Here is a 14,675-nt window from a genome sequence, read left to right on the forward strand (position 1 = left end):
ACTGGAGCTCATGTGTCGTCGGGCGTCGTCGCGGGTGACGTTCGGGAAGCCGGTCAGTGAGAATGCGAATATTCAGGATTGGATCGCGGAGGCGCGGATCGAGATCGAGATGATCCGGCTGTTGACGCTGAAGGCGGCGTATCTGATGGATACGGTGGGGAACAAGGAGGCGCGGACGGAGATCGCGGCGATCAAGGTGGCGGCTCCGAATATTGCGTTGAAGATCGTGGATCGGGCGATTCAGGTGCACGGTGGTGCGGGTGTGACCGACGACTTCCCGCTCGCGATGGCCTGGGCGCACCTGCGCACACTGCGCCTCGCGGACGGACCGGATGAGGTCCACAAGCGCGCCATCGCGCGGCAGGAACTCCGGCAGTACCGCGACACGGCCGTCAACGCCGCCACCAACGGACACAAGGTCGCGGTGAGCTGACATGGCCGGACTCGACCTCACCGGACGCACCGCAATCGTCACCGGCGCCTCGCGGGGCATCGGCCTGGCCGTCGCCCAGGCCCTCGCGGCGGCCGGCGCGAACGTGGTGCTCACCTCCCGGTCACAGGAGTCGGCCGACGCCGCCGCGGCTCAGGTCGGGGGCACCGCGATCGGCGTCGCCGCCCACGCCGTCGACGAGGAGGCCGCCCGGCGCTGCGTCGACATGGCCGTCGAACGATTCGGCAGCCTCGACATCCTGGTCAACAACGCGGGAACCAACCCCGCGTACGGGCCCGTCATCGACCAGGATCATGCACGCTTCGCGAAAACCTTCGACGTGAACGTGTGGGCGCCGGTGCTGTGGACCGGGCTCGCGACGAAGGCGTGGATGGGCGAGCACGGCGGCGCCGTCGTCAACACCGCCTCCATCGGAGGCATGGCGTTCGAGGCGAACATCGGCCTGTACAACTCGTCCAAGGCCGCGCTGATCCACCTCACCAAGCAACTGGCGCTGGAACTTTCACCGAGGGTGCGGGTCAACGCCGTCGCACCCGGGGTGGTGCGGACCAAGCTGGCCGAGGCTCTCTGGAAGGAACACGAGCAGGCCGTGTCGGCGTCGACCGCACTCGGCCGGATCGGCGAACCCACGGACATCGCGTCCGCGGTCGCGTTCCTCGTGTCCGACGCCGCGAGCTGGATCACCGGCGAAACCATGGTGATCGACGGCGGGCAGCTCCTCGGTGACGCGCTTCCCTTCCGGCAGGGGGCCCAGCTCGGTGTCTAGCGTGGACGTGATCGGTATCGACACCGACGCCGTCAGCCGCTGGTTCGGCACACTCGGCATCGAGTGTGCCGGACCGCTGACCTTCGACCGGATCGGACTCGGCCAGTCGAACCTCACCTACCTGGTCCAGGACCGGGCGGGTGGCAGATGGGTGCTGCGGCGCCCACCTATCGGACACCTGCTGGCGTCCGCGCACGACGTCGCCCGCGAGGCGCGGATCCTGTCCGCCCTCGAGGACACCGCGGTGCCCACCCCGCGGGTGTTCGGCCTCACCGAAGACCCGGACGTGACCGAGGTGCCGCTGCTGCTGATGGAATTCGTCGACGGGCAGGTGGTCGATCGCATGTCGATCGCCGAAGGCCTGACGCCGGAACGTCGCCGGGCGATCGGCCTGTCGCTGCCGCGGACGCTGGCGAAGATCCACGCGGTGGACCTCGACCGGACAGGGTTGACGGACCTGGCCAGTCACAAGCCGTACGCGCAGCGGCAGCTCAAGCGGTGGTCGGGTCAGTGGGAGAAATCGAAGACCCGGGAACTGCCCGCCCTCGACGACCTGACCCGGAGGCTCGGCGCCGCGGTGCCGGAGCAGCGGGAGCTGACGCTGGTGCACGGCGACTTCCACCTGCGCAACGTCATCACCTCCTTCGACTCCGGCGAAGTGACCGCGGCCCTCGACTGGGAGTTGTGCACCCTCGGCGACCCGCTCGCCGACGTCGGCAGCCTGCTCGCGTACTGGCCGGAACCGGGCGAGACGACCGGAGGCGACTTCCCGGCGTCCACCCTCGACGGTTTCCCGGACCGGGTGGAGATCGCCGCGGTGTACCTCGAGGAGACCGGGCGCGACCCGAAAGCCCTGGCCTTCTGGCACGTCCTCGGACTGTGGAAGGTCGCAGTCATCGCCGAGGGTGTCATGCGCCGGGCGCGGGACGAACCGCAGAACAAGGCCGCCGCCGGCACACCGACGGTCGAGCGCATCGACGACCTCGTGGCCAAGGCGTGCGACATCGCCTCCCAGGCCGGAATCTGATCGAACGACGATGGAGAACTTGATGAAGAAAACAGCAATCGTCACCGGGTCGGCCCGCGGAATCGGTGCCGCGGTGGCGAAGAAACTGGCGAGCGACGGCTACGCGGTGGCGGTGCTCGACCTCGACGAATCCGTGTGTGCGGCCACCGTGGACGCCATCGTGTCCGCGGGCGGCCAGGCGCTGGCCGTGGGTGCGAACGTGGCCGAGGAGGCGTCCGTCGTCGCGGCGGTCGAGCGGGTGGCGACCGAACTGGGCGCCCCCACGATCCTGATCAACAACGCCGGAATCACTCGCGACAACCTGCTGTTCAAGATGACCGTCGAGGACTGGGACGGCGTGATGAACGTGCACCTGCGCGGTGCGTTCCTGATGTCGCGGGCCGTGCAGCAGCACATGGTCGACGCCGGATTCGGCCGCATCGTGAATCTGTCGAGCACCTCCGCGCTCGGTAACCGGGGGCAGGTCAACTACTCCGCCGCCAAGGCCGGGATGCAGGGTTTCACGAAGACCCTCGCCATCGAACTGGGCAAGTTCGGGGTCACCGCGAACGCAATTGCGCCCGGCTTCATCGAAACCGAGATGACCGCCGCGACGGCCGAGCGTGTGGGTGTCGGCTTCGAGGATTTCAAGAAGGCGGCGGCGTCGCAGATCCCGGTGAACCGCGTCGGTCAGCCCGAGGACATCGCCAACACTGCGTCGTTCCTGGCGAGTGAGGGTGCCGGATTCGTGTCCGGGCAAGTGATCTACGTGGCCGGCGGACCGAAGGACTGAGGAACATGACCACTGACGAACAGTCGATCGCACGCGACCTGAGTGAGCGCGTCGCAACCCTCGTCGAAGAAAACGACCTGTCGGATCCGACCGGGTTCCTCGGGGCCCGATTCGACGCGGGCCTCGCGTGGGTCCACTTCCCGCCGGGTCGCGGCGGTCTCGGTCTGCCGCAGAGCTTCCAGGCGCAGGTCGACGCCGAACTCGCGGCCGCTGGAGCCCCCGGTCCGGCGAAGGGCCGCAACGGGATCGGATTGGGCATGGCCGCGCCGACCATCGCCGCATTCGGCACCGAGGAGCAACAGCAGAAGTACCTTCGCCCGATCTTCACCAGCGAACACATCTACTGCCAGCTGTTCAGCGAACCGGGGGCGGGTTCCGACCTCGCCGCCGTCGCGACGCGAGCCGTCCGTGAGGGTGACGGCTGGAGGGTCAACGGGCAGAAGGTGTGGACGTCGGGGGCGCAGAACGCGCAGATCGCCATCCTCGTGGCCCGGACCGATCCGTCGGTGCCGAAGCACGCCGGGCTCACCTACTTCCTGTGCGACATGAGCGACCCCGGCATCGACGTCCGGCCGCTGCGGCAGATCACCGGTGAGGCGGAGTTCAACGAGGTGTTCCTCACCGACGTGCACATTCCCGACTCCGACCGGCTCGGCGACGAGGGACAGGGCTGGCGGGTGGCCACCGCGACCCTCAACAACGAACGGGTCGCGATCGGCGGGTCCGCGGCCGCCCGCGAGAGCGGCATGATCGGACCGGTCGCCCAGGCCTGGCGGCAGCACCCCGAACTCCGCGACCCTGCGATGCACGACGAACTGCTCCGGCTGTGGGTCGAGGCGGAGGTCGCGAGGCTGACCGGGGAACGCCTGCGGCAACAGCTCGAGGCCGGTCAACCCGGCCCCGAGGGGTCCGGCCTGAAGCTGGCCTTCGCGCGGCTCGCGCAGACCATCTCGGGCTTCGACATCGAACTCCACGGTGAGGCCGGGCTGCGGTACGACGACTGGACGATGCGCCGACCCGACAAGGTCGACTTCACCGGGCGGGAACCCGGCTACCGGTACCTGCGCGCGAAGGGCAACTCGATCGAGGGCGGCACGTCCGAGATCCTGCGCAACGTCATCGCAGAACGCGTCCTCGGCCTCCCGCCGGAGCACCGCATCGACAAGGACATCGCCTGGAAGGACCTGCCCCGATGAGCACCGCAGACCTGCTGTATTCCGACACCGAAGACGCCCTCCGGGACAGCGTCCGCCGACTGCTCGCCGACCGCTGCCCCGCCGAGCTGGTGGTCGGGGCGTACGACCAGGCGCCCGCCGATTTCGCAGGAGTGTGGAAATCCCTCGCCGTCGAACTCGGACTCGCCGGACTGCTCGTCCCCGAGGAGCTGGGCGGCGCCGGAGCGAGCGCACGCGAGGCCGCGGTGGTGATGGAGGAGATCGGCCGCGCCGTCGCACCCGTCCCGTACCTCTCCAGCGCCGTACTCGCCACGGTCGCGCTGCTGAAAGCGGGAGACACACAGACGGTCGGCGCACTCGCCGACGGCACGACCACCGGTGCCCTGGCAGTCGGGCTCGCGACCGCACCGGGACGGTTCGCCCCGACCGTGCGCCGGGAGGGCGACTCCCTCACCGGGACCGTCACCAGTGTCGCGGGCGCTGCGGACGCCGACATCCTGATCGTGCCCGCCCTGGGCCCGGGAGGACTCGAGCTGCACACGGTGCCCGCGGGCACCGCCGGTGTCACCGTCAGCCCCGTTCTGACGCTCGACATGACCCGACCGTTGTCGGACGTCGTGTTCGACTCCGCGGCCTCCACCCGCATCGACGACGGCACCGCCGCCGACGCTGTCCGTGAGGCCCTCGTCGTCGGCGCCGCACTGCTCGCGTCCGAGCAACTCGGACTCGCACAGTGGTGCTTCGAGACGACCCTCGCGTACGTCAAGGACCGGACCCAGTTCGGCCGAGCCGTCGGGTCGTTCCAGGCGATCAAGCACCGCCTCGCGGACCTGTGGCTCGAGGTCACGTCCGCGGCCGCCGCCGCCCGCTACGCCGCGGACACCGCCGCCCGGGGCGACGCGGACGCCGAGGTCGCTGCTGCCGTCGCGCAGGCGTACTGCAGCGGTGTCGCCGTCCATGCCGCCGAGGAGTGCGTCCAGTTGCACGGCGGGATCGGCATGACCTGGGAGTACCCGGCGCACCTGTATCTGAAGAGGGCGAAAAGCGATCAACTCGCGTTCGGCACCGCGTACCGGCACCGGGCGCGCCTCGCCGAACTGATCGACCTGCCCGCGTAACCGAAGCCGCACCACCGACAGTCAGGAAGCAATCCATGAAGGCATGGCGTGTCCACGAACTCGGCGAACCGCGCACCGCGCTGCAACTCGAGGAGGTCCCGGACCCGCCAGCAGGCCCCGGCCAGGTGTTGGTGAAGGTTCTCGCGGCCCCGGCGAACTTCCCCGACGTGCTGTTGTGCCGCGGCGAGTACCAGATCAAGCCGCCGCTGCCGTTCACACCCGGAGTCGAACTGTGCGGCGAGGTGGTCGCGGTCGGTGACGGTGTGACCCGTTTCACCGTCGGCGACCGAGTGGTCGGCAACCCGAACCTGCCCGGCGGCGGATTCGCCGAGATGGCCGTGATGGACGAGGTCAACACGTTCGCCGCCCCGTCCGCGCTCGACGACGCCGAGGCGTCGGCGCTGAGCATCGGCTACCAGACGAGCTGGTTCGCCCTCCACCGGCGCACCCAGCTGAAGCCGGGGGAGACGCTGCTCGTCCATGCCGCTGCGGGTGGAGTGGGCAGCGCAGCAGTGCAATTGGGCAAGGCTGCCGGAGCGAAGGTGATCGGCGTCGTCGGAGGCGCCGACAAGGTCGAGTACTGCCGCCGGCTGGGGGCGGATCTGGTGATCGACCGGCACACTGACGATTTCGTTCCGCTGGTCAAGGAATTCACCGGCGGACGCGGCGCGGACGTCGTCTACGACCCGGTCGGCGGCGACGCCTACGCGAAGTCCACCAAGTGCATCGCGTTCGAAGGCCGGATCCTGATCATCGGTTTCGCCGGCGGCACCATCCCGACACCCGGCCTCAATCACGCCCTGATCAAGAACTACTCGATCATCGGACTGCACTGGGGTCTGTACAAGCAGTACAACCAACAGGCGATCGCCGACTGCCACCAGGAATTGACCCGTCTCGCCGACTCCGGTGCGATCAAGCCGCTCATCAGCGAGCGGCTCTCACTCGCGGACGTCGCCGACGGCATCGGCCGGCTCGGTGACGGCAGCACCGTCGGTCGCCTCGTCTTCCAACCCTGAAGGGAACGCACATGGACATAGGTTCACTGTTCGACGTCGCAGGCAAGACAGTGGTGGTCACCGGAGGTTCGCGGGGTATCGGCCGGATGATCGCGCAGGGATTCGTGCAGTCCGGCGCGACGGTCGTGATCTCCGCACGCAAGGCCGAGGCGTGCGAGAAGGCCGCCGCCGAACTGTCCGCCCTCGGGCCGGGGACGTGCCACGCGCACCCCGCCGACCTGTCGACCGAGGAGGGGATCGAGGGCCTCGTCGCGCGGGTCGCCGAGGTGTCACCCCGGCTCGACGTCCTGGTCAACAACGCCGGCGCGACGTGGGGTGCGCCGATCGACGAGTTCCCCGCCGGCGGATTCGACAAGATCTTCGACATCAACGTCAAGGGCGTGTTCATGCTCACCCAGGCGTTGCTGCCGAGTCTGCGGGCCGCGGCGACGGACGACGACCCCGGCCGGGTGATCAACATCGGATCGATCGACGGACTCGTGGTGTCGGGTAGCGATAACTTCTCGTACGGGGCGAGCAAGGCCGCGGTCCACATGCTCACCCGCAAGCTCGCCGCGACGCTGGCCGCCGAGCGGATCACCGTCAATGCCATTGCCCCCGGGCCGTTTCCGAGCAAGATGATGGCCTTCATCCTGGACGATCCGGAGCGGAAGGACGCGGTCGAGGGTTCCGTTCCGCTCGGCCGGGTGGGCACCCCGGAGGACGTCGCGGGCACCGCGATCTTCCTCTCCTCACGCGCCGGGGCGTACCTCACCGGCGCCGTGATCCCCGTCGACGGCGGGATGTCCGGAACACGCTGAACACCCGGTCACGCTGAACACCCAGTCACACAGTCAGGCACTGAAAGAGCGAGAGGCGGTACGGCGGCGATGAGCTGGTACGACGACAGGCCCTGGATGGACCGGTACGACGAGAGCACGCGCTCGGTGGGGGAGATCCCCGCCCGGACGGCGCTCGAGGTGTTCTCCGCTGCGGTCGACTCGGCCCCGGACGGGCCCGCCGTCCAGTACCTCGGAGGCACCCTGAGTTACCGCGAGGTCGACGAACTCAGCGACGGTGTGGCCGCGTACCTCGCGGAGGACGGGTTCGGGAAGGGCGACCGGCTCGCGATCTATCTGCAGAACGTCCCGCAGTTCGTGCTGACGTTGATCGGGACGTGGAAGGCCGGGGGTGTCGTCGTCCCGCTGAACCCGATGTACCGGGACGAACTCTCCCACATCCTCACCGATGCCGGAGTCACCGCGATCGTGTGCAGTGAGAACGCGTGGGCCGACCGGGTGGGGGAGCGGGCCGCCGATGCGGGAGTGCGGATCGTGTTGACCGCCAGCGAACTCGACATCCAGACGTCGGACGACGAGCGGGTCTTCGCGGGGGTGACGCGGGTCCGCAGCGCGGGCGTGCCCGACCTGCTGGAGGTCGCCCGGGCACGCGCCGGCGCCGACGTGCCGGATCCCGGTCTGGTTCCGGACGACATCGCGCTCGTGTCCTACACGTCTGGAACGAGTGGAGTTCCCAAGGGCGCGACCAACACCCACCGGAATCTCACCGTCAACTGTTCGATCCTGCGCCTGTACGAGGACAAACCCGCCGGCTCGCCGATCTTCGCGCTCGCGCCGCTGTTCCACATCACCGGCATGGTGTGTCAGCTGCTCACTGCGATCGACCTGGCATCACCCCTGATCCTCGCGTACCGGTTCGAGGCCGGGGTCGTGCTCGACGCCCTCGAGCGGGAACGGCCGGTGTTCATGGTCGGCCCGTCCACCGCCTACATGGCGCTGATGGCGCACCCCGATTTCTCCGGTGAACGCTTCGCGTCGCTGGAGGCCGTGATGTCCGGTGGCGCCCCGCTGCCACCCGCCATCGTGGAGCGCTTCCGTCAGCTCACCGGAAAGTACATCCGCAACGGTTACGGGCTCACCGAGACCAGCGCACCGTGCGTCGTCGTCCCGCCCGACCTCGAGGCGCCCGTCGATCCGGCCTCCGGCACGCTGGCGATCGGCCTGCCCCTGCCCTCCGCGGTGATCCGGATCGTCGGGGAGGACGGCTCCGACCTCGATCCCCTCGAAGTCGGGGAGATCGCCGTCGACGGGCCGATGGTCGTGCCCGCGTACTGGAACAAACCCGACGCGACGGCGCAATCGCTGCCCGGTGGCCGGTTGCTCACCGGCGACGTGGGATTCATGGACGCCGACGGCTGGGTGTACGTCGTCGATCGCAAGAAGGACATGATCAACGCGTCCGGGTTCAAGGTGTGGCCCCGCGAGGTCGAGGACGTCCTCTACCAGCACCCCGCGGTCCGGGAAGCGGCCGTCGTCGGCGAGCCGGACAGCTACCGCGGCGAGACCGTCGCCGCCTTCGTCAGCCTCCGGCCCGGGCAGACGGTGGAGACGGACGACCTCGTCGAATACTGCCGGGAGCGGCTGGCCAGCTACAAAGCCCCGAGGCGCGTCGAAATCGTCGACGAACTGCCCAAGACGGCCAGCGGGAAGATCCTCCGACGCGAAATGCGGCGCAGTACCCCGGCCTGAACCCGGATTTCTCAGGCAACTACCGGATGCGGGTAGTCCGCGGCGCGGTGCTGGAACGACAGGATCCTGGGGTTCTGCACCACTCCGTCGCGGATCTCGATGGCCCGCCGGATCGTGTCGCTGCGGTCCCAGGCGGCGGGCCCGTCGAGAACCGTGCGCAGGTGGGGGAGTAGCGCCTCACTGATCTCCCACGTCGCCGAGTTCCACAGGTACGACGGGCTGTGATCGACCGCGTAATAGCGGACGTTCTCACCGATCATGAACGTCGGATCGGCGAACGACGTGGGCCGGGCCCAGCTGAAACCCATTCCCTCGTCGCAGGACACGTCGACGACGAGGCTGCCGGGCAGGAGGGTCTCGACGTCCGAGTCGATCAGGAACGTCAGCGGCGACTCCGTGTCCTGGAGGACGCAGTTGACGATGATGTCGTGTCGGGCGAGGAAGCCGGCGAGCGGCATCCGGCCCTCGTCCGTCGTGACGTGGCTGCGCCGCGGATCGGCATCGTCGTGGTCGAACTGCACGATCTCCGCAGAGTGGATGGGCGAGCTCACGGCGGTGACCCCGCGCTGGGTGACCACGTGAACGTCGTGGATGCCCAAGGCGTTCAGAGCCGTCACGGCGCCGCGGGCGGTGGCGCCGAACCCGAGGACCACTGCGCGGAGGCGCCGGCCGTAGTCGCCGGTCGAACCCGCGATCGACAGGGCGTGCAGCACCGAGCAGTATCCGGCGAGTTCGTTGTTCTTGTGGAAGACATGGAGCTGGAACGACCCCTCGGCGCTCCAGTGGTTCATGGCCTCCCACGCGATCAACGTCAGGTGGCGATCGATGGCCACCTGGGTGAGCTCGGTGTCCTGGACGCAGTGCGGCCACCCCCACAGGATCTGGCCGTCACGCAGATCCGCCAGGTCCTTCGCGAGAGGTTTGGGGAGCAGGAGGACGTCGGAGTCCTCGATCAGCTGTTCCCGGGTGCGCAGGCCTCCCACCGTGAGGGCTAGCTGCTCGTCGGAGACACCGAACGGCTCGCCGTAGCCGTACTCGAGGTGGATGCGGCCACGGAGGTCGGCGTCGACCCGATCGAAGTGGAGCGGATGGATCGGAAGCCGGCGTTCGTCGGTCTTGCTCGAGCGCGCGACGATGCCGAGGCTGAGTGGACGAGAGCGGTGTTGCTGCACAGGGGTGCCCCTTGGTCGACACTGCCGGAGAGAGTCTTCGGCAGAGAGTTGTTGCCGCGAGACCTGCGATGGAGGAGGCCGGCGTTCGATCGATGTGCGCGGCATCTGCCGGCGCGGCTGCAGCTCTCGACAAAGCCCGAGGAGATCACTCGGGGAAGACTGGTAGCACCAGAGAGAAAGTCTGCGCCGCGACAGGCGACGCAGTTCCTCGTGGTGCCCCCGGCAGGATTCGAACCTGCGACCTTTCGCTCCGGAGGCGAACGCTCTATCCCCTGAGCTACGGGGGCGCACCGGAAAACCGGTGTGCCGATTGGGCTGGCCAATCGTAGCGCATGGGTAGGGGGATCGACCAAATCGGTCCCCCTACTTCGTGGACTCGCCCCGGTAGACGCCCGAACCCGCCTAGTGTCGGGAGGGAAGTGGACGCTCGCGAACTCTCGGGGAGGGGTCGAGAATGACCGATGAACGGCAGGTGGACCTGCAGGGCTCCGGCGGGGAGTATTCCGATTCGGACCTCGACCTGGACCTGCGGTGGTGGGCGGCCGCGAACTATCTGACGGTCGCGCAGATCTATCTGCAGGACAACACGCTTCTGCGTGAGCCGCTGCGCCCGGAACACATCAAACCCCGGCTGCTCGGGCACTGGGGGACGAGTCCGGGGCTGTCGATGATCTACGCCCTGCTGAACCGCCTCATCCGCCGCACCGACACCGACTGCCTCTACGTGACGGGTCCCGGGCACGGTGGTCCCGCGCTCGTCGCGGCCACGTACTTGGAGGGGACGTACTCGGAGGTGTATCCGGGTGTGTCCCGCGATGCCGCCGGGATCCACCGGCTCTGCCGGCAGTTCTCGACGCCGGGCGGGATCCCGAGCCACGTCAGCGTGCAGACGCCGGGCAGCATCCACGAGGGCGGTGAGCTCGGCTACGCGCTCGCCCACGCGGCGGGGGCGGCGTTCGATCATCCGAATCTGTTGGTGGCGTGCGTGATCGGGGACGGTGAGGCCGAGACGGGACCGCTGTCCGGTTCGTGGAAGCTCCCCGCGTTCCTCAATCCCGAACGGGACGGTGCCGTGTTGCCGATCCTGCACGTGAACGGGGCGAAGATCGCCGGACCCACCGTCTACGGTCGCAGCAGCGACGCCGACGTCGAAGCGTTCCTCGGCGGTCAGGGGTGGGCGCCGACCGTCGTCGAGGGTGACGACCCGCGGCAGGTCTTCCGGGCGCTGCACCGCGCCCTGACCGATGCGCACGCCGTGATCACCGACCTTCGGCAGCAGGCGCGGGCCGGCCGGCGGGGCGCGGCCAAGTGGCCTGCGATCGTGCTGCGGACCCCGAAGGGCTGGACCGGTCCGCACACCGTCGACGGCGTCCGCGTCGAGGGCACACACCGGGCGCATCAGGTTCCGCTGTCGGGGGTCCGGATCAACGAGGCGCATCTGCGTCAGCTCGAGGAGTGGATGCGGTCGTATTCGCCGGACGAACTGTTCGACTCGTTCGGGACACTGGTACCGGACCTCGAGCGGCTCGCGCCGCAGGGCGACAAGCGAATGGGCTCGTCGCCGTACGCGAACGGCGGCCGCCTGCGAGCGGATCTTCCCGTGCCGCCGCTGGAGAAGTACGCACTCGCGATCGAGAAACCGGGCACCACGCAACACGAGACGACCCGGGTGCTCGGGGAACTGCTCCGCGACCTCTACGCCGCGACCACGACCCCCGACGGCGGCGGATACTTCCGGCTGTTCTGTCCGGACGAAACGTCCAGCAACCGGTTGGGCGCCGTGTTCGAGGTGACCGACCGCTGCTGGCAGCTGCCGGTCACCGACTACGACGACGGACTCTCGGCCCGCGGCCGGGTGATGGAGGTGCTCAGCGAGCACCTCTGCGAGGGGTGGCTCGAGGGGTATCTGCTGTCGGGGCGGCACGGGCTGTTCGCCAGCTACGAGGCGTTCGCGATGGTGAGCGTGTCGATGCTCGTCCAGCACACGAAGTGGCTGCAGCACGCGGTGGATCTGCCGTGGCGGGCGCCGGTGGCGTCGCTGAACGTCCTGCTGACCAGCACGTGCTGGCGCAACGACCACAACGGTTTCTCACATCAGGGTCCGGGCATGATCGATGCCGTCATCCCGCTCGCGCCGGATGTCGTCCGGATCTGGCTGCCACCGGATTCGAACACCCTGCTCTCGATCGCCGACCATTGCCTCCGCAGCACCGATCACGTCAATCTCATCGTGGTCGACAAGCAGCCGCACCTGCAGTACCTGACGCTCGAGGCAGCGCATGCCCACTGCGCGGCCGGGGCGTCGGTGTGGGAATGGGCGGGTACGGAGTCCCGTGCGGGCACCGACCCGGACGTCGTGCTCGCGGCCGCGGGAGACGTTCCGACCCAGGAGATCCTCGCCGCGGCGCAGTTATTGCGCGAGCACACCCCGGAACTGGTCACCCGGGTGGTCAACGTCGTCGATCTGATGGGGTTGCTCACCCCCACCGAGCACCCGCACGGATTCGACGCGCGTATGTTCCTCGACCTGTTCACGGCGGACACCGACGTGGTGTTCGCGTTCCACGGGTATTCGCGCGCGGTCCACGAGCTGATTCACGGACGTCCCGGAGCGGGCCGCTTCCACGTCCGTGGCTTCAGCGAACAGGGCACCACGACCACACCGTTCGACATGGTGGTGCTCAACCGGATGAGCCGGTACCACCTGGCTCTCGAGGCGCTGCGACGCGCCCGGAGGGAACCGACCGGTGCGTCCGAACTGGCCGACTTCTGCCTCCGGCAACTCGAACGGCACGGCGAATACGTCGTCGCGCACCTCGAGGACATGCCCGAAGTGCGCGACTGGACGTGGTCGTGAGCCGGCCGGTCAGTTCACCGGTCAGTTCATCGGGAGGGGAGCGGCGCCCTTCGCGGTGAGCATGGTCGTCATCACCGTCGACTCGCTCTGCTGCGTGTCGACCATCGTCTGCGCGAGGCCGCGCACCGCGTCCTCCGACGCATGCTGGGCCGCGTACTCCATCATCGGGAGCCCGCCCTGGTGGTGTCGCAGCATCAGCTGGAGGTACAGGACGTCGACGGCGGGGCCGGTGGCCTGACGCAGCGCCGCCATGTCCTCCGACGACGCCATGCCCGGCATCTTCGTCATCGAACCCATGTGCGCGTTCTCGGTGGACCCGTGATCGTGCCCGTCCGAATGCTCGGATTCCATCCAGCCCATGTAGCCGCCGGACGGCAGTGCGGGCTGATCCCACAGCGTGAGCCAGCCCTGCATCTGACCGAGCTGGTTCTGCTGTGTGGTCAGGATGTCGTACGCGAGGCTGCGGACCGCCGGGTCGGTGGCATTGGCCAGCGCGATCGCCGACATCTCCACCGCCTGGCTGTGGTGCACGCTCATGTCCTGCGCGAATCCGACGTCGACGGAACCGGCCTCGGGAACCGCGGTGCCGGAATCCTCGAGCGGAAGCCGGGCGAGGAACCCGAGCGCGAATCCGAGGGCGATGGCACCGATCAATCCGATGACCAGGAGCGCGGTGCGCTGACCGGGCCGGGACGGGGCCGGATCGTCTGCGGGCTCGGGCGCGGTTCCGTGCCCGGGATCGGCAGAACTAGCCATTGCCGCCCTCGGCCGGCGCCTGCTGGAGATCGGACGGCAGCTGCAGGTCGCTCGGGAGCTGCATGCCGCTCGGCAGCTGCGCACCCGCGCCGCCGGACTCCGACTGGTCGGGGTTGATTCCGCCACCGTCCATCGGCACCGCGTCCGCGCCCGGCGTGGACGGGTCGAACGGCGGCGGGTTGTCGGGGTCGAAACCGGAGCCCGGGATGGACGAGCAGCTCGCGCCGACCTCTGGGTAGGTGTTCTTGTTGATCCGCAGCGCGGTGACGAACTGGTCGATGCGCTCGTCGTCGACGCTGTCCAGCTTCAGCTGGTGGCCCCACGACTGCAGCGCGACCGGGCTGTCGAGGCCCGGGTACGGCGACATCAGCGTGTACGTCTCGCCGTCCACCTTGTTCTTCAGCGTCTCGACCTGGTCGGCGGACAGCTCGTCAGGGTTGTAGGCGATCCACACGGCGCCGTGCTCGAGCGAGTGCACGGCGTTCTCGGTGCGGATCGCATTGGGGTAGACCGTGCCGGTGCACGTCGCCCAGATGGCGTCGTGCGGCCCGCCGAACGGAGGAGACTGGTCGTAGGCGACGCGCTGCGTCGGCTGGATGTGGATGCCGGCCGGGTAGTCGACCTTGACGACGCCGTCGATATTGACCGACGGGTCGGGATTCTCGGCGCTGGGCGCGTACTTCGCGGCCTCTTCCTTGGCCTGGTACTTGGGGACCAGGTTGACCGCGAGGACCGCCACCAGTGCGAGAACGGCCGCTCCGGCGCCGATGGTCAGCCACGGGATGTGCCGCGGAGCGGATGCGCCGCCCTTGACTTTCGCGCCGCCGCTCTTCTTCTTGGCAGCCTTGATGGCCTTCGCCGACTTCGCGCCCGAGTTCTTATCGGGACCGCGACTTTCCGAACCGCTTGGCATCGATTGTGATCTTTCGGTGTGTGGGTTACGGGCGCTCGACCCCCGGTAACCGGAAGCTGAGGGCCGGGACTCAGGGCGACACCACTGTACTTTCCCACCCTGAGCGAAACCTGGGAGAGTG

Annotated in this window: 13 protein-coding genes and 1 tRNA gene; 10 read left to right on the forward strand and 4 right to left on the reverse strand. The window is 68.6% G+C overall.

Annotation, left to right across the window (positions count from 1 at the left end; all coding sequences use genetic code 11):
• From RJ1_RS35460 to RJ1_RS35500, 9 genes are all read left to right on the forward strand, one after another.
• Positions 1–433 (forward strand): acyl-CoA dehydrogenase family protein (locus tag RJ1_RS35460; protein WP_276526512.1); only part of this gene is annotated, 433 nt, incomplete at its 5' end.
• Between the two features lies 1 nt (position 434).
• Entirely contained in the window at positions 435–1,217 is a 783-nt protein-coding gene (locus RJ1_RS35465) for an SDR family oxidoreductase (RefSeq protein ID WP_073367350.1), read from the forward strand.
• The gene (locus RJ1_RS35470; protein ID WP_073367353.1) at positions 1,210–2,244 is read left to right on the forward strand and encodes a phosphotransferase family protein; all 1,035 of its coding nucleotides are present in this window, start codon (positions 1,210–1,212) and stop codon (positions 2,242–2,244) included. The genes RJ1_RS35465 and RJ1_RS35470 overlap by 8 nt, the downstream gene beginning before the upstream one ends.
• 10 nt (positions 2,245–2,254) lie before the next feature.
• The gene (gene fabG, locus RJ1_RS35475; RefSeq protein ID WP_073367356.1) at positions 2,255–3,016 is read left to right on the forward strand and encodes a 3-oxoacyl-ACP reductase FabG; all 762 of its coding nucleotides are present in this window, start codon (positions 2,255–2,257) and stop codon (positions 3,014–3,016) included.
• Between the two features lie 5 nt (positions 3,017–3,021).
• Positions 3,022–4,212 carry an acyl-CoA dehydrogenase family protein gene (locus RJ1_RS35480; RefSeq protein WP_073367359.1) on the forward strand — a complete coding sequence of 397 codons (1,191 nt, stop codon included), beginning with the start codon at positions 3,022–3,024 and terminating at the stop codon, positions 4,210–4,212.
• The gene (locus RJ1_RS35485; RefSeq protein WP_073367362.1) at positions 4,209–5,309 is read left to right on the forward strand and encodes an acyl-CoA dehydrogenase family protein; all 1,101 of its coding nucleotides are present in this window, start codon (positions 4,209–4,211) and stop codon (positions 5,307–5,309) included. Before RJ1_RS35480 ends, RJ1_RS35485 begins: the two co-directional genes overlap by 4 nt.
• 35 nt (positions 5,310–5,344) lie before the next feature.
• Positions 5,345–6,328, forward strand: a complete 984-nt coding sequence (locus RJ1_RS35490; RefSeq protein WP_073367365.1) for an NADPH:quinone oxidoreductase family protein — start codon at positions 5,345–5,347, stop codon at positions 6,326–6,328.
• A gap of 11 nt (positions 6,329–6,339) precedes the next feature.
• A complete protein-coding gene (locus RJ1_RS35495) occupies positions 6,340–7,128 on the forward strand; it encodes a RhlG family 3-oxoacyl-ACP reductase (RefSeq protein ID WP_073367368.1) in 789 nt (262 codons plus the stop codon).
• A gap of 69 nt (positions 7,129–7,197) precedes the next feature.
• Positions 7,198–8,856, forward strand: a complete 1,659-nt coding sequence (locus tag RJ1_RS35500) for an AMP-binding protein (RefSeq protein WP_073367371.1) — start codon at positions 7,198–7,200, stop codon at positions 8,854–8,856.
• An 11-nt stretch (positions 8,857–8,867) separates the two neighbouring features.
• On the opposite strand, the gene RJ1_RS35505 is transcribed toward RJ1_RS35500, so the two are convergent.
• Positions 8,868–10,028 (reverse strand): N(5)-(carboxyethyl)ornithine synthase, encoded by a 1,161-nt coding sequence (locus RJ1_RS35505; RefSeq protein ID WP_073367374.1) that lies wholly within the window; start codon positions 10,026–10,028, stop codon positions 8,868–8,870.
• A 211-nt stretch (positions 10,029–10,239) separates the two neighbouring features.
• Positions 10,240–10,315 (reverse strand) — tRNA-Arg (locus tag RJ1_RS35510).
• 167 nt (positions 10,316–10,482) lie between these two features.
• Between RJ1_RS35510 and RJ1_RS35515 the strand changes: the two genes are divergently transcribed.
• Positions 10,483–12,885, forward strand: a complete 2,403-nt coding sequence (locus tag RJ1_RS35515; RefSeq protein ID WP_073367377.1) for a phosphoketolase family protein — start codon at positions 10,483–10,485, stop codon at positions 12,883–12,885.
• A 21-nt stretch (positions 12,886–12,906) separates the two neighbouring features.
• Here the strand turns inward: RJ1_RS35515 and RJ1_RS35520 are convergent, their stop codons facing one another.
• Positions 12,907–13,641 carry a DUF305 domain-containing protein gene (locus tag RJ1_RS35520; protein ID WP_073367380.1) on the reverse strand — a complete coding sequence of 245 codons (735 nt, stop codon included), beginning with the start codon at positions 13,639–13,641 and terminating at the stop codon, positions 12,907–12,909.
• A complete protein-coding gene (locus RJ1_RS35525; protein ID WP_073367383.1) occupies positions 13,634–14,554 on the reverse strand; it encodes a thioredoxin-like domain-containing protein in 921 nt (306 codons plus the stop codon). The genes RJ1_RS35520 and RJ1_RS35525 overlap by 8 nt, the downstream gene beginning before the upstream one ends.
• Between the last annotated feature and the right edge of the window lie 121 nt (positions 14,555–14,675).

It is taken from the genome of Rhodococcus jostii NBRC 16295 (assembly GCF_001894825.1).
In the GTDB taxonomy this organism is placed as follows: Bacteria; Actinomycetota; Actinomycetes; order Mycobacteriales; family Mycobacteriaceae; genus Rhodococcus_F; species Rhodococcus_F jostii.